At 63.6% G+C, this 15102-nt stretch carries 19 protein-coding genes; 7 read left to right on the top strand and 12 right to left on the bottom strand.

Annotated features, from left to right (window positions below; genetic code table 11):
• Positions 1–192, bottom strand: a complete 192-nt coding sequence (locus tag HB777_32200; GenBank protein QND68150.1) for a hypothetical protein — start codon at positions 190–192, stop codon at positions 1–3.
• A gap of 51 nt (positions 193–243) precedes the next feature.
• Positions 244–1731, bottom strand: a complete 1488-nt coding sequence (locus HB777_32205) for a carboxypeptidase M32 (protein QND68151.1) — start codon at positions 1729–1731, stop codon at positions 244–246.
• 141 nt (positions 1732–1872) lie between these two features.
• Here HB777_32205 and HB777_32210 point away from each other — a divergent pair, with 141 nt between their 5' ends.
• The gene (locus HB777_32210) at positions 1873–2226 is read left to right on the top strand and encodes a DUF1304 domain-containing protein (GenBank protein QND68152.1); all 354 of its coding nucleotides are present in this window, start codon (positions 1873–1875) and stop codon (positions 2224–2226) included.
• Positions 2227–2302: 76 nt separating this feature from the next.
• On the opposite strand, the gene HB777_32215 is transcribed toward HB777_32210, so the two are convergent.
• The 3 genes from HB777_32215 to HB777_32225 form a co-directional block, all read right to left on the bottom strand.
• On the bottom strand, positions 2303–2737 hold the full coding sequence (locus HB777_32215; GenBank protein QND68153.1) for a hypothetical protein: 435 nt from the start codon (positions 2735–2737) through the stop codon (positions 2303–2305).
• Positions 2738–2986: 249 nt separating this feature from the next.
• Complete coding sequence (locus HB777_32220) at positions 2987–4018, bottom strand: peptidoglycan -binding protein (protein QND68154.1); 1032 nt, start codon at positions 4016–4018, stop codon at positions 2987–2989.
• 1 nt (position 4019) lies between these two features.
• Positions 4020–5045 (bottom strand): flagellar motor protein MotA, encoded by a 1026-nt coding sequence (locus HB777_32225; protein ID QND68155.1) that lies wholly within the window; start codon positions 5043–5045, stop codon positions 4020–4022.
• 103 nt (positions 5046–5148) lie between these two features.
• On the opposite strand from HB777_32225, the gene HB777_32230 reads away from it, so the two are divergent.
• Positions 5149–5361: a hypothetical protein gene (locus HB777_32230; GenBank protein QND68156.1), complete on the top strand. Its 213-nt coding sequence runs from the start codon at positions 5149–5151 to the stop codon at positions 5359–5361.
• On the opposite strand, the gene HB777_32235 is transcribed toward HB777_32230, so the two are convergent.
• The 6 genes from HB777_32235 to HB777_32260 all read right to left on the bottom strand — a co-directional run bounded on the left by HB777_32235 (position 5348) and on the right by HB777_32260 (position 10513).
• Positions 5348–6034, bottom strand: a complete 687-nt coding sequence (locus HB777_32235; GenBank protein ID QND68157.1) for a hemolysin III family protein — start codon at positions 6032–6034, stop codon at positions 5348–5350. The genes HB777_32230 and HB777_32235 overlap by 14 nt on opposite strands.
• A 121-nt stretch (positions 6035–6155) precedes the next feature.
• Positions 6156–6956 (bottom strand): inositol monophosphatase, encoded by an 801-nt coding sequence (locus HB777_32240; protein ID QND68158.1) that lies wholly within the window; start codon positions 6954–6956, stop codon positions 6156–6158.
• Between the two features lie 85 nt (positions 6957–7041).
• Positions 7042–7608 (bottom strand): elongation factor P, encoded by a 567-nt coding sequence (gene efp / locus HB777_32245; GenBank protein QND68159.1) that lies wholly within the window; start codon positions 7606–7608, stop codon positions 7042–7044.
• A 175-nt stretch (positions 7609–7783) separates the two neighbouring features.
• Positions 7784–8824 (bottom strand): sel1 repeat family protein, encoded by a 1041-nt coding sequence (locus HB777_32250; GenBank protein ID QND68160.1) that lies wholly within the window; start codon positions 8822–8824, stop codon positions 7784–7786.
• Between the two features lies 1 nt (position 8825).
• Positions 8826–9473, bottom strand: a complete 648-nt coding sequence (locus HB777_32255; GenBank protein QND68161.1) for a thiamine phosphate synthase — start codon at positions 9471–9473, stop codon at positions 8826–8828.
• A gap of 134 nt (positions 9474–9607) precedes the next feature.
• A complete protein-coding gene (locus HB777_32260; GenBank protein ID QND68162.1) occupies positions 9608–10513 on the bottom strand; it encodes a DMT family transporter in 906 nt (301 codons plus the stop codon).
• Positions 10514–10645: 132 nt separating this feature from the next.
• On the opposite strand from HB777_32260, the gene HB777_32265 reads away from it, so the two are divergent.
• The 3 genes from HB777_32265 to HB777_32275 all read left to right on the top strand — a co-directional run bounded on the left by HB777_32265 (position 10646) and on the right by HB777_32275 (position 12842).
• Complete coding sequence (locus tag HB777_32265; GenBank protein QND68163.1) at positions 10646–11122, top strand: Lrp/AsnC family transcriptional regulator; 477 nt, start codon at positions 10646–10648, stop codon at positions 11120–11122.
• A gap of 103 nt (positions 11123–11225) precedes the next feature.
• A complete protein-coding gene (locus tag HB777_32270) occupies positions 11226–11954 on the top strand; it encodes a class I SAM-dependent methyltransferase (protein QND68164.1) in 729 nt (242 codons plus the stop codon).
• A gap of 117 nt (positions 11955–12071) precedes the next feature.
• Positions 12072–12842, top strand: a complete 771-nt coding sequence (locus HB777_32275) for a sulfite exporter TauE/SafE family protein (GenBank protein ID QND68165.1) — start codon at positions 12072–12074, stop codon at positions 12840–12842.
• A gap of 40 nt (positions 12843–12882) precedes the next feature.
• On the opposite strand, the gene HB777_32280 is transcribed toward HB777_32275, so the two are convergent.
• On the bottom strand, positions 12883–13434 hold the full coding sequence (locus HB777_32280; protein ID QND68166.1) for a DUF2269 family protein: 552 nt from the start codon (positions 13432–13434) through the stop codon (positions 12883–12885).
• Positions 13435–13762: 328 nt separating this feature from the next.
• Between HB777_32280 and HB777_32285 the strand changes: the two genes are divergently transcribed.
• Together HB777_32285 and HB777_32290 are read left to right on the top strand one after the other, a co-directional pair.
• Entirely contained in the window at positions 13763–14143 is a 381-nt protein-coding gene (locus HB777_32285; GenBank protein QND68981.1) for a cbb3-type cytochrome c oxidase subunit I, read from the top strand.
• Between the two features lie 397 nt (positions 14144–14540).
• Positions 14541–15074, top strand: a complete 534-nt coding sequence (locus tag HB777_32290; protein QND68167.1) for a DUF1465 family protein — start codon at positions 14541–14543, stop codon at positions 15072–15074.
• Positions 15075–15102: the final 28 nt, after the last annotated feature.

Here is a 15102-nt window from a genome sequence, read left to right on the forward strand (position 1 = left end):
TCAGCTCAGTCCGGTTTCCTTGGTATCTTCGAACACGTCGAAGGCGCGGCCATCCCACTTCATTCGCTGGAGGCGAAGGAAATCGGTAGTGCTTTCACCTTGAGTGCTGGATTCGCGGGGCAACTCGTCCAGCATTTTCTTAAGGCGCTTGACCGCAACGGCACGCAACGCTTGATCTATTGCCTTCTCCACGAAGCGACTCCTACGATGCGTTCTCCCAACTCCTCATACGGAAACACTGCGTCAGACCTTTCCGTATCGCTGCTTCAGATGGTTCACGAAATACGCGGCGTTGAGCTTTTCGCCGGTGGCGCGTTCGAGCAGGTCCGGCGTCGACCAGCGTGACGCCTGCGACCAGATTTTTTGGCGGCGCCAGTCGTTGATCGCCTCGAAATTGCCTTTGGCGAGATCCTCGTCGGCAGCGGGATGTTCCCGCGTCAGCGCCGCCCATTGCTGGGCCGCCATCATCGCGCCCAGCGTGTAGGAGGGGAAATAGCCGAAGGCGGCGCCTGGCCAATGCACGTCCTGCATCGGCCCGTCGGCGGGGTTGTCGATGGTGGAAAGGCCGAGATAGTCGCGCATCTTGGCGTCCCAGGCTTCGGGCAGGTCGGCCACTTCAAGCCTGCCCGCGACGAGCTCCTGCTCCAGTTCGTAGCGCAGGATGACATGCAGGGGATAGGTCACCTCGTCGGCATCGACACGGATCAGGCCGCGCTCGACGCGATGCACATGCGGCAGGATGTCGTCGAGCGACCAGGCTTCGCCGAGATGCTTTTCGACCACCGGCAGCGCCCAGCGCCAGAAGGCCGGGTTGCGGCCGAGCTGCTTTTCGACGAACAGGCTCTGGCTTTCATGCACGGCCATGCCGCGCGCCTTGCCGAGCGGCCACTGCGACCACGCCTTCGGCAGGTTCTGTTCGTAAAGCGCATGGCCGGTCTCGTGCAGCACGCCCATCAGCGCCGACAGGAAATCGGAGGTCTTGTAGCGGGTTGTGATGCGCACGTCGCTCGGCACGCCGCCGCAGAATGGGTGGTGCGACACCGACAGCGACCCGTGCGTCAGGTCGAAGCCGACCGCCGCCATCATGGCGAGGCCGAGTTCGCGCTGCCGGTCGATCGCATAGGTGCCTGAGAGCGGCTTCAACAGGCGCTTGCGCAGCCGCGCGTCCTGGATCGCCAGCGCCTCCGGCACAAAGCTTTTCAGGAAAGCCTTCAGGTCGGTGAAAACAGGCGTGATGTCGGCGGTGCGGTTGCCAGGATCGTATTGCTCCATCAGCGCGTCATAGGGGGCGAGGCCGAGCACGTCGGCACGCAGCGCCGCCTCCTCGCGCACCAGCGCCACCACGCCCTCCAGCGCCGGCTGGAAGCCCGCCCAGTCGTTCTTGGCGCGCAGGTCGCGCCACAGCTGCTCGCAACGCATGCGCGCGGTCGTCTGGCGTTCGACGAATTCGACCGGCAAGCAGGTCAGGTTGGTGTATTGCCGCCGCAGCTCCGAGACGGCGGCGCGTTGCTCTTCATCCAATGCCTCCTGTTCGGCCGCGGCGATCCAGTCGGCGATTTCCGGCGCCGTTGCCCTGGTGTGATACATGCCGGCCAGTGCCGACATCGCCTCGGCGCGCTTCTCGCCGCCGCCGACGGCCATGTGGGTGGCCTCGTCGGCGCCGAGGATGGCCAGCGCGTGCTCGAGCGCTTCGAGCTTGTGGCCGAGATCATCGAGTTTCTGAAAGGACATGGCGGCTTCCGTGATTGAGGACGGCGCGAAAAGATACCAGCGCAAAGGCGTTTGCAACCCTGCGGCTCTGTGCGGAGGACGCATCTTGCGCAGGGGCGGTCATGCGTGAAATGCTGCCGGCGACAATTGAGGGGGAGCAACATGATCGGCAACATCCTGGTCGGACTGGTGGCCTTGATCCATGTCTACATCGTCTATCTCGAGATGGTGTTGTGGGACACGCCGCGCGGCCGCAAGGTCTTCAATCTGACTGCCGAATTCGCCAGCGCCTCGAAGGTGCTGGCCGCCAATCAGGGGCTCTATAACGGGTTCCTCGCCGCCGGCCTGATCTGGGGACTTTACCTCGGTGCGGCCGGTTTCCAGGTCAAAATGTTCTTCCTGTTGTGCGTGGCGATTGCCGGCCTCTATGGCGCGGCAACGGTCGGCCGCAAGATCCTGTTCGTCCAGACCGTGCCGGCGGTGGTTGCCCTGATCGCGGTCTGGCTGGGCTGGTAAAAACGACGCCCGCAGGATTGGCTCCCGAAGGCGTCAGGCGGTCCCTTCCTCTTGGACCGTTTCGGGCGCTACGGCCTCAGCCGTTCGGATAGTTGCCGCCGTCGGAGCCATCGCCCATCAGGAAACCGCTGCCGGTATCGACCCTCAGCCGCTGGTCGACATTGTCGAGACGGCGCAGCAGGTCATGGTATTGCGCAGCCGGTATCCTGCCGTGATCGGACGCCGCTATCTTCTCGGCCGCCTGGCTGATGCGCGCGGTGCGCATTTCCAGACGCTCCGCCACGGCCGGCGTAATGTTGTTGGCCTGCCTCGCGTCCAGGATGCCCTGATGGACGCCTTCAACCTGTTGGATGAGACCTTCCACGCGCGGGCCGGTAAAATCGGTCGGATCGCTCGCGTCGAGAGCGCCCTTGTGATGGCCCGCGGCATAGGTGCCGGCAAGCGGAACGGCGATGAGGAACGCCGTGAGTGTTGCAGTTCTGAGCGAGGTCTTGGGAGTGAAAGAGCGCATCACGCGTCTCCTCTTGTAGAGGAAGGCGGCGGTCGTTCCGCCTGCCTTCTGGCCGTGGGCCGTCGGGTTCCGTCGTGTCGCGACGAGGGGGGATTCATCGCTGGCGGTTCTCGGCCCAGGCGGGAAGCTAGGACCGCCCTGCGACAATGTGTAATTAAAAAAGATAATGTTTTCAGGCCTTGTCGGCCCTGATCTGCGCCCTAGAGTTGAGCCGACGAACAAATTCGCGTGAGTTCGCGTGATGATGGATCAACGTTCGGTGAGCTTCAGTTCAATACGGCGGTTCTTGTTGCGCGCCTCTTCGGTGTCGGCGGGATCGAGCGGCTGGAACTCGCCGAAACCGGCGGCGACCAGGCGGTTGGCCGGTACGCCGTTCTCGATCAGGAATTTCACCACCGAGGTCGAGCGCGCCGTCGACAGCTCCCAATTGTCGCGGTAGCGGCCGGTGCCGGAAAGCGGCTTGTTGTCGGTATGGCCGTCGACGCGCAGCACCCAGTTGATCTCGGGCGGGATTTCCTTCTGCAGTTCGATGATGGCGTCGGCGAGCTTCTTCATCTCGACCTTGCCGGCATCGTTGATCACCTCGGAGCCGGTCGGAAACAGCACCTCGGACTGGAACACGAAGCGGTCGCCGACGATGCGGATGTTCTCGCGGTCGGCGAGGATTTCGCGCAAGCGGCCGAAGAAATCGGAGCGGTAGCGATTCAATTCCTGCACACGCTGCGCCAGCGCGACGTTCAGGCGGCGGCCGAGATCGGCGATCTTGGTGTTGGAATCGCGGTCGCGGGTTTCGGAGACGTTGAGCGCATCCTCGAGCGCGCCGATCTGCTTGCGCAGCGCCGCGATCTGCTGGTTGAGGATCTCGACCTGGCTCAGCGCCTGTTGGCTGATCTGGCGCTGGCTGTCGAGTTCGCCGCCGAGCGCCGCGGCGCGCTGGTTGGCGGCGTCGCCGGCGCCTGCACCTTGCGCCAGCAATTGTTCGAGCCGGCTCTTCTCCGCTTCGGCGGCCGACAGGGACGCCTGCAGATTGGCCAGCGAATCATCCTTGTCCTGCGCCGTCGAGCGCTCCAGCGCCAGAAGCTGGGTCAGTTCGTTGATCTGCGAGTTGAGGCGCGAGAGCGCCGTATCCTTGCCGGAGATTTCGCGGCCCAGCAGGAACTGCGCCAGCACGAAGACCGTGAGCAGGAACATGATCGCCAAAAGCAGCGTCGACAGCGCGTCGACGAAGCCCGGCCAATAGTCGATGCGGCGATCGGTGCGCCGGCCCCTGGCGAGTGCCATGTTAGTGGACCCCGGGCTTCTTCAGGGCGTCGGCGATCTTTTCCAGCGTGTTGCGCATCGCCTTCTGCTCGTCGGACTGGGCCTCGACCCAGTCGCGCATGATCTGCTGCTCCGAGCGCATGTTCTTGACCAGGCCGGAAATGCCGTCGGCGAGATTGGCCATGGCAGTGGCGACGCGCGGATTGGAGCCGCCGCCATTCTCCTGCATGCTGCGCAGCCGTTCCGACAAAACCCGGATCTCGTCGGAGGATTCTGCCTTGGCCGGGTCGGAGACGACGATGTCGGACGACAGGTCGGTGACCGAGGACAGCCAGTTCTCAAGCTCGGTGTAGAAGCGCGTCTGCGCGCGGCCGGCCTGCAGGTCGAGGAAGCCGAGCACCAGCGAGCCGGACAGGCCGAACAGCGAGGACGAGAAGGCCGTGCCCATTCCGGCCAGCGGCGCCGAAAGCCCTTGCTTCAGCGAATCGAGCACCGCGGCGGCATCACCCGTGCCGGGATCGAGCGATTCGATGGTTTCGCGGATCGAGCCGATGGTGTTCAACAGGCCCCAGAAGGTGCCGAGCAGGCCGAGGAACACCAGCAGGCCTACGAGATAGCGCGAGGTGTCGCGGCTTTCGTCGAGGCGTGTAGCGATGGAATCGAGCATGGTGCGCATCGAGCTGGTCGAGAAGGCCGTCGCCGAGGAGCGGCCGATCATCGCCTTCATCGGTGCCAGCAGCACCGGTTCGGTGGTCTCCGAGCCGGCACGGAAGGAGTTGACCCAGCGCACTTCGCGAAACAGCCGTCCGACCTGGGCGAAGGCCAACAGGATGCCGACCACCAGCACGCCGACGATCAGGCCGTTGAGGCCGGGATTGCTGCCAAAGGCGGTGGAGATCTGTCGGGTCAGGATGGCGGCGATGAAGGCGACGATGACCAGGAAGATCACCATGGTCAGCAGAAAGACCTGCGGGCTCGACAGTTTGTGCGGATCGTAGATCAGGACATCAGAACGTCTGCCCATGCCGAAGGATTTGAGAAAAGCCATCCGTGCCCCGTTTCCGATGCCGCCGCCGATCACGTAGACCGCGACTCTAAACGGAATTGTGACCAAATTGAATGGCGCTTGGCAATATTGCCAGGGCAATCGGGTGAACCCGCTTGCCCTTTCCTTTTTCTCCCCTCAAGCGCCGGGCGGGCGCATCCGCGCCCTTGGCTTACGGCGCATAAGCGCCGACGGCCGTTCGGCCTTGCCATTTTCGCTGCGCAAAAATGGAAATCACCGCCTGTTCGGCTCGACCGAGGAATTTTTCATTCACCCGATTGTCCTGGCAATATTGCTGTACCGTGTCAGAGGCGATTGATGACCAGACAGTCGACCATGGCGGCCAGATGCAGGCCGGCGCCGGTGACGACGAAACCGTGCCACAGCGCATTGTGGAAGCGTAGCCCCTTCCAGGCGAAGAAGATGACGCCGCAGGAGTAGACGATGCCGCCGGCGACGATGAGGGCGATCGATGTCGTCGGCAGCGTCTGCACCAGCGGCTTGACCAGGACGATGCCGCTCCAGCCGATGGCGAGATAGAAGACGATGGCGAGCCGGTCGAAGCGGCCGGGAAAAAACACCTTGATGGCAATGCCAAGTGCTGCTGCGGTCCAGACCAGGACGATCATCCAGCGCGCCAGCGGCGAGCCTTCGAGCTGGGCCAGGAAAGGCGTATAGGTCGCGGCGATCAGCAGATAGATCGCGGCGTGGTCGAAGCGCCGCAACACCCACTTTGCAGGCGACGACACCGGCCACAAATTGTAGGTCATCGACACCGACAGCACGGTGAGCAGCGAAACCACGTAGAAGGCGGCGGCGATGTATTCGCCCGGTCCGACACGAAAGGCCGCCAGCGCCAGCAGTGCGGAACCGGCCGAGATCGCCAGCACGATGCCGACCGCGTGGACGATGCCGTCGGCGATCATCTCGGCGCGCGAATAGTGCCAGCGTCCGATGAACGGGATGTCGGGGGTGGGCTTGATGTCGTTCACTGCCGGATTTCCTGCGCCGCGCACTCCAAATCTGGGCGCTAGCCAAGCAGTATTTCAAGTCTTGTTTGCGGTTTTACGACTGCGGCGCTTCAGCGCGGCGTGCCGTCACCGTGCTTGCCTGTCAACGAGAGGGGAGCGGCTTCTTCACGGCCTTCAGCAGCGCGCGTTGAATGACCTCGTTGCCGGCGACAACCGAGCCGTTGTCGAGCATGTCCTGGCCGCCGTCCATGTCGGAGACGAAGCCGCCCGCTTCACGGATCAGCAGCAGCCCGGCGGCGATGTCCCAGGCGGACAGGCCGGTCTCCCAGAATCCATCCATGCGGCCGGCCGCGACATAGGCGAGATCGAGCGAGGCGGAGCCGAGACGGCGGACGCCGGAAACCTCGGCCATGACGTTGCGCAGCTCGACGAGGAAATTGCCGTGGTGGCCGCGGCCGAGATGCGGCATGCCGCAGCCGATCACCGTGTCGACCAGCTTGATGCGGCCGGCGACGCGCAAGCGGCGGTCGTTCATGAAGGCGCCGCCGCCGCGTTCGCAGGTGTAGAGCTCGTCCATCGCCGGATTGTAGATGACGCCGGCGACGATCTGCCCCTGGCGTTCCAGCGCGATCGAAACGGCAAAGAGCGGGATGCCGTGCAGGAAATTGGTGGTGCCGTCGAGCGGGTCGACGATCCAGCGATGCTGGCCGTCGTCGCCTTCGACCGCGCCGCGCTCTTCCATCAGGAAGGCATAGCCCGGCCGTGCCTTGGACAGCTCGGCAAAGACGATGTCCTCGGCCTTGCGGTCGGCCTGGCTGACATAGTCGCCGGGGCCTTTCATCGAGACCTGCAGGTTCTGCACCTCGCCGAAGTCGCGCGACAGCGAGCGGCCGGCCTTCATTGCGGCCTGGACCATGACGTTAAGGAGGGCTGAGCGTGCCATAGTGGTTCTTCCTGGTGCTGCACTTAAGCTCTGGCTTGATGCATGTCGGTGACCCAAAACCGGGGCCACTTTTGGGCGACATGCATCAGTCGGCGCGGCGCACGTAAGTGATTTCGTTGGTGTCGACGATGATGCGCTCGCCGGCGCCGATGAATGGCGGCACCAGCACACGAATGCCGTTCTCCAAGATCGCCGGCTTGTAGGACGAAGCCGCCGTCTGGCCCTTCACCACCGGGTCGGCCTCGGTGATGGTCAGGGTCACATAGTCGGGCAGCGAAATGCCGATCGGCCTCTCTTCGTAGAGCTGGACCGTCACCATCATGCCGTCCTGCAGGAACGCAGCGCGATCGCCGACGAAGTCCTTGTTCAATTCGAGCTGCTCGTAGCTCTGGGTGTCCATGAACACCAGTGCGTCTTCCTGCGCGTACAGGAAGGAAAAGTCCTTCAGATCGAGCCGGATCTGCTCGACCGTCTCGGCCGAGCGGAAGCGCTCGTTGAGCTTGGTGCCGTTGATGAGGTTCTTCAGTTCGACCTGATTGTAGGCGCCGCCCTTGCCGGGCTTGACGGTGTTGGTCCTGACCGCCACCCAAAGGCCGCCATCATGCTCGATGACATAGCCGGGACGGATTTCGTTGCCATTGATCTTGGCCATGATGAGATGATCCGGAATGGATACCAACGGCCTGGCCGTCGGTATGGGATGTTCGCTGGGAAAGCGATTTCGGGCTCCCAAGACCACAAATCGTCAGAAGAGGCAAGGGAGCGGGCAGGTTGGTGCCAAGCAATGGAGCCAAGGTCGGACGTGCAATGACTGGTTCGAGCCGCCGTCAGGGCAGGCGGTTCGCCTTCTGCAGGGCCTGCTTGGTCTCGTCGTCGCTCAGCCCCTGCAGGAAATCGTCCATCTGCGGATCGATGAGGCCGGCGCGGCGGGCAATGACATACCAGGCACCGGCGAGGACCAGGTCCGGATCGGTGCCGATGCCTTGCATATAGAGCTTGGCGAGGCGGTTCTGGGCGGCGACGTTGCCGCCCTCCGCCGCCTGCTTCATCCAGCCGAAGGCGGATTTCAGATCGCGCGCCCCGCCACGGCCTTCGATCATCCAGGCGGCGAGATCGATCTGCGCGGTGTCGTAATTCTGCCGTGCCGCCTGCGCCAGCAGCCGCCTTGCCTGCACATCGTCGCGCGGCTTGCCGCCGACGCCATTGGCGTAGATCTGCGACATCGCATATTGCGCGTCGGCAAGGCCCGTCGCGGCCGCGCGCTCATAGTAGGAGACCGCCTTGGCTATGCCGGCGTCACCGGGGTCCTGCTGGACCAGCATCTGCGCGAAATTGAACTGCGCCAGCCGGTTGCCGGCTTCGGCGGCGGCCTGCATCAACGCATAGGCCCCTTTTTCGTCCTTCTTGACGTAGCGGCCGTCGAGCAGCATCAGCGCATACTGGAACTGTGATTCCGGCACGCCCTGTTCGGCGGCCAGCGCATACCATTTCGCCGCTTCCGCAGAATTGAGCGGCACACCGAGCCCGCGCGACAGGATCTCGGCCACCAGCGTCTGCGCCGCCGGGTCGCCGTTTTGCGCCCGGACCAGCGCAAGATTGTAGGCCGTCTTGTAGAGACCGCGCTGGAAGGCGCCATAGGCGGCATCGGCAGGTTTTGCGCCGAAGCGGTCGGGGTTGATGGTGTCGGCCGACGGCAGCGGCGCCGGCTCGGCCGTGGTGGCGGGCTGCGGCAGCGGCTTGTCGATCGGCTTGTCGGTGTGCACGCCGATGTCCGGCTTGGGCTGCGGCAGCGGGATGGTCTCCGCGGCCGCCGCCTGGACCATCAGCACCGCAAGCAGAGCCTGGAAGGGAAGCCTCGCCGAGGGCACGTCAGTCCTCGAAGCGCGGCGCGGTCTCGTCGAGCAGCGCGTTGGCGGTGGCGACCGCTGTCTTGGGATCGGTGCCGTCGGCGAACACGGCGCTCGACAGCGCCACGAACTCGGCACCTGTGGCGCCCACGGCTTCCACCGAGGCGATGTCGGACCCGGCCATGACGATGCACGGGATCTGGATCATGTCGGCCCACCATGCGCCGAGCGACAGATTGCGCGGATGCGGTTCGGGCTTGTTGTCGTAGCCGAAGCGGCCAAAGAAGATGTAGTCGGGCCGTGTCTCGCCAAGCTCGAGCGCGTCGTCACGCGTCTTGGCGCCGCCGGTGCCGACCATCATCTTTGCCTGGAAATGTTCGATCGTCTCGCCGAGTTCGGCCTTGGAGACTTCGACATGGATGCCGTCGGCCTGGACGCGGCCGGCTATGCGGGTGTCGCCGGCGATGATGACAGCAACTCCGGCGGCCTGCGCCGCCGGCACGATCTGTTCGGCGAAAGCCTGGAAGGAGGCCTCATCCATGCCGTTCTCGGGCAGGATCAGCGAAGCGACGTCGCCGCCTTCGAATGCCGCGACAATACGGGCCGCCGGCACGCCTGGCGGTGCGATCAGTACGATGCGACAGCGGTTGGGGGGCGTTGCGTCATTCATGGTTCTTCGGGTCCCGCGTTTCGCCTATGCCGGGCGAAGATGGTTGGATTGCGGCATAGAGCAAAGTGCCCGCCTTGAACAGGCGGGCAGCCGGGATCGCGATGTTTGACCCGCCGGCAGCCGGCGGGGGCGCTTCACTTGATCGGGTGCGGGCTCGCGACGGGTGTTTTGCTCTTCCACAGCGTCCAGCCGAGATTCATGCCGGCGGCGGCGATCAGGATGGCGGTGGCGCCGACGATCTGGCTCAGATGCAGCCGATGGCCGAAGGCTACGACATCGACCAGAATGGCGACGACGGGATAGATGAAGGACAGCGATCCCTGCAGATGCGTAGGCAGCTTCTGGATGGCGCCGTACATGAGTATGTACATCAGGCCGGTATGGACGATGCCGAGCGTCGCCAGCATGGCCCAGCTCCAGGCATCGGCCGGAAGCTGTGAAAGATTGGCGAAGGGCGCCAGCATGATGACGCCGACGCAGACCTGGATCAACGCGATGAGGTGCGGCGGCGTGCCCTTGAGCTTCTTGGTGACGATGGCGGCGACAGCCCAGAAGAAAGCCGCGCCGAGCGCCATGACGATGCCGGTGAAATAATCCGTGCCGATATCGCCAGCGTCGGGAGCCGACTGCACGATCAGCACCATGCCGGCGAAGGCGATGGCCAGCCAGGTCAGCTTGGTCAGGGTCAGCCGCTCGGCGAAGAACAGCGCGCCGAAGCCGACCAGCATGAAGGGCTGCGTGTTGTAGACGGCGGTGGCGATCGAAATCGACGCGCGCGAGAATGCGCTGAACAGCAGAAGCCAGTTGACGACGATGGCGACGCCGCCGAGCGCAGCGATGCCGATGATGCGCAGCGACAGCCTGTTGCGCAGCAACCCGAGGGCGGTGCAGATGATGAGCAGCGTCAGCGCGCCGAAAGCGCAACGCCAGAACACCACATCCATAATCGGCTGGCCCGACAGGACGACGAACCATCCGATCGTTCCCAGGATCGCCATTGCGGCCGACATTTCGACCGTGCCGCGCACTGTTTCGTTCACAACAAACCTCCGTATCCCTGCAACCGCTATAATCTCATGCGGCTACGCGGCTTTCCATCGGATGAGAAAGGATGTATGGTTAAATGGCCTAATTATATTAGGCGACGGTTCCAAATCGGCAGGAAATGTAAAATGCTGGACGATCTCGACCGAAATCTCCTCGAAATCCTGGTCAAGGATGCGCGGACCTCGCTGAAGGAACTGGCCGCCCAGGTCGGGCTGTCGTCGCCAAGCGTTTCGGAGCGGCTGCGACGGCTCGAGGAGCGCGGCGTCATCCGAGCGTTCACCGTCGAGATCGATCCGCTGGCGCTTGGTTATACCTTGCAGGCCATCGTGCGCATCCGACCTCTGCCCGGCAAGTTGCACATCGTGCAGAAGTTGATCGAGGAGATCCCCGAATTCGGCGAATGCGACAAGGTGACCGGCGATGACTGCTTCGTCGCCCGTCTGTTCGTGCGCTCGATCGGCGATCTCGACGGGATTCTCGACCGCATCGCCGACAAGGCCGAGACAAGCACCGCCATCATCAAGGCGCAACCGATCCGGCGGCGGCCGCCACCGCTCGACGCAACCTCTCGGGACAGGGCAAAGGTCCCGCAGGCATCCTGAGCCGGGCCGGCCACGCCCTGGGTTTCAGAGGAGCTGGCCGCAGCGGGTGGAAAGCCGGCGGCCGGTTGGTTAGGGTGCCGGTCCAAACGAGGCTGAGACGATAATGGCGCAGAACATATACGACCGCGAGGATTTCTTCGCAGGCTACAGCCAGCTCGGCCGCTCCGTGGAGGGCCTGGATGGTGCCGCCGAGTGGCCGGCGCTGCGCGCGATGCTGCCCGATGTCAGCGGCTTGAGGGTTGTCGATCTCGGCTGCGGCTTCGGCTGGTTCTGCCGCTGGACCCGCGCGCATGGGGCGGCGCAGGTGCTTGGCCTGGATCTGTCGGAGAAAATGCTTGCCCGGGCGAGGGCCGCCGGCCCGGATGCTGGGATAAGCTATGAGACAGCCGATCTCGATCGGCTCAGTCTGCCGGAAGCCAGCTTCGATCTCGTCTACAGCTCGCTCGCCTTGCACTATGTCGAGGATGTGCGGCGTCTGTTCGGGACCGTGCACCAGGCCCTGTCGCCCGGCGGGCATTTCGTTTTCTCGACCGAGCATCCGATCTTCATGGCGCCGACCAATCCTGGCTGGTCGATCGATGCCGCGGGAAGAAAGACATGGCCTGTCGACCAGTATCTGGTGGAGGGGCCGCGCAGCACCGACTGGCTGGCCAACGGCGTGGTGAAACATCACCGCACGATCGGCACCACGCTCAACGCCCTGATCCGATCCGGTTTCACCATCGACCAGGTCGAGGAATTCCGCCCGACCGATGCGCAGATCGCGGCCAAGCCGGAACTGGCGGAGGAACTCGAGCGGCCGATGTTCCTGCTGGTCTCGGCCCGCCGATAGGCACTGGCCGGCGTCGGCCGGATGTGCGGCCGCCACGCTCATATTTGCTGTCGCTCCGCCCGGCATTCTGGGCTATTCAAGCGTCGACACGCTTTCCCTCCGGACCAGTCCCCTCCCATGTCAGGCCTGCTTCTCGATCCGTGGTTCTACGCGGCCGCCATTCCGGCGGTCATTCTGGTCGGCCTGTCCAAGGGCGGCTTTGGCGGCGCTGTCGGCTTTGTCGGCGTGCCGCTGATGGCGCTGACCATGCCGCCGGTGCAGGCGGCCGCCATCCTGCTGCCGATCCTGTGCCTGATGGACATTGTCTCGGTGTGGGCATGGCGGGGTGTCTATGACCGCAAGATGCTGGTCGACATGATGCCGGGCGCCGTCATCGGCATCGGCCTCGGCTGGCTGACGGCGGCACTCGTCACCGAAGAGGCGGTGCGGCTGATCGTCGGTGCCGTCGCCATCATCTTCGTCCTGCGCTGGCTCTATCTGCAGTTCCGCCACGGCGCCGACCACGCGGCCGCGCCCAACCGCGTGGCCGCCGCCGTCTGGGGCACGGTCGCCGGCTTCACCAGCTTCGTCGCCCATGTCGGCGGCCCGCCCTTCCAGGTCTATGCCTTGCCGATCCGGCTCGATCCGAAAGTTCTGTCGGGCACCGCCGCGATCTTCTTTGCCGCCACCAATGCGCTGAAGCTGGTGCCCTATTTCGCGCTCGGCCAGTTCGACACCGCCAATCTGACAGCATCGGCGGTGCTGATGCCGCTGGCGCCGCTGTCGACCGTCGCCGGGGCGTGGCTGGTGCGTCGGATGCGGCCGGAAACCTTCTATCCCTTCACCTATGCAACCGTCGCGGTGGTGGCGCTGAAGCTGCTTTGGGATGGCATTGTTGGTCTGATGTAAAATAGGTGAGGCGGCTGCCAGCCGTCCTCACTGCCAGGGGTCAGACTGCGCTCGGAACGAGGCGGCGGCTGCCGCCAAAGGCAAGTGTGGCGCCCACCACAACGACCAGCACCATGCCGGCGAGGATGCCGATGTCATGCACGGTCGGCTTGAGCACCATGTCGGCAATGATCACCAGCATCACCGCATAGTCGAAGCGTGCCGCGCTCATCATGCGTTCACCGATGGCTAGAACAGCTGGTGTGACGCCTTCCTTGGCAATCATCGCGCCCATGCGCTCGCCGGTCGGCTTGAAGATGAGCATGCCGATCGAAAAGGTCGTGGCGTAGCCGGCCAGGCCGATCAGGATCCACAGATCGGAGAAGCCGACCCAGAACCAGCACATGATGAGACCGAAGATCAGCGTCAGCATCGACATCGGCGCAAAGAACCTGCCGCCCAGCTGACCACTGGCGCGCATCGCCTGCAGTTTTTCCTCGATGTTGCCCGCCCGTTCGGCAAGCACGCCGAGAAGGAACAGCACGAAGCCACCGCCGACCCACAGAATGGCCGTGGCGACGTGGAGGAATTTTACGATCGAGTACCAGTCCATGGGTTGCTCCTGCAGTGTTCCGGTCAGGTTTGCGGCGGCGCGGATTGGCGCTGGCCGTCAGAGGAGCGAGCGTTTAGCGCCACGCCTGTTTCGGAACGATGTCACGAAAAATCCGGCTCTGTTTCAGCGCAATGAAGAAGCGGCTGAGATCGTGAACGCGCTATCTGATTTCCTGCTAATGTACGAATCGTCGGGAGGGGTTGGCGCGACATCGTCCGGAAACATCGCCGATGCTAGTGCGCTAACGCCGGGAGCCCGGTGGCGACAACAGTCGCCTGACGATCAACCCATTCCCGAGAAACGGGAAAAGGCAATTCGAGGGGACATTATGCAAGGGGTAGCACGGAATTTCTTCACGCTGGCCATCATCTATGCGTTGTGCGGCATGGCGCTCGGTATCCACATGGCGATCAGCGATGACCATGGCCAGATGCCAACCCACGCCCACACGATGGTCGCCGGATGGCTGATGTCGGCGGTCTTCGCCTTTTTCTACCATCTGTTCCCGGCCGTCGGGCAAAAGGCCCTGGCCAAGGTTCACTTCTGGCTGACTGCCATCAGCGGTATCGGGCTCATGATCGGCCTTTACGTTCTGCTCGCCGGCAATCCGGGGATAGAACCGCTGCTCGGGATTTCCTCGATCGGGTTCTATGCGGGCATGCTGCTGTTTGCATTCATTGCCCTGCCCGCCGTCTGGAAGACGGCCTGAAGCCCAAAGGCAAGGTGAGGCTGTGCTGTTACGGCACAAGATAGCGGCGTTCGGTCAAAAAACGTCCGCACCGTTAAGGCTTCATTAAGCTTTACAGGTGTTTACTATGTTCATCCAGTGATCTGGATTCTTACCGAGTGGTTGGAGCCACTTTGTTTGACGCCTCCCTGTTAAACTCCTGAGAGCCGCCTTATCCGCGGCTCTTTTTTTGTCCGCATTTTCTCTTTTCGTTCGAATTTCAGAGGGGACGCCCGACATCGGCTCGCCGTTAACCTTCTGTTAAACATGTGCTTGCCTTCACCGGTGACGAAGCGCATTTTCAAGCTTCAGTCAGCTAGGGTTCCGGGTGTATCGGCAGGGAGCCGAATCAGCCGGTTGCAAGTGCAGGGGCGTATCAATGAACGAGCCTTCGAAGGGCAGTGCGAAAACCGTCAAGCTGGCGGAGCGCCGGGTTTTCTCGCAATCCTTCAAGCCGCTTTACCAGGAAGGTATGGGCCTGGTCGAACAGGCGGCGGAATATCTCGACGGCAAGGGCCGGGCCGAGGCGAAGAAACTGTCCAGGCTGGCGGCCACGCTCTATGCCGCCGAATCAATGCGGCTGACCACCAGGCTGATGCAGGTTGCCTCCTGGCTGCTTTTGCAGCGCGCCGCAAATTCCGGCGAGATGACCCGCGACCAGGTCGCGTCGGAAAAGTCCAAGGTGCGTCTCGACACCGCTTCCGCCCATGACGAAGCCACCGGCTGGGCCGAACTGCCCGAGGATTTTCTCGACCTCGTCACCCGCTCGCTGCGCCTGCAGGCGCTGGTGCGCCGCATGGACGAGGAGATTTATGGCTCCGGCGCCGTGGTCGACATGCAACCGATGGCTCGCCGTTCCAATCCGGTTTCCGACCAGATCAGCCTGCTAAACACGGCTTTCGCCCGAGGTTAAACCTCGCTCCGCATTTCCGTTTCCGGTT

Origin of the sequence: Mesorhizobium loti (genome assembly GCA_014189435.1) — a bacterium.
Lineage (GTDB): Bacteria > Pseudomonadota > Alphaproteobacteria > Rhizobiales > Rhizobiaceae > Mesorhizobium > Mesorhizobium loti_G.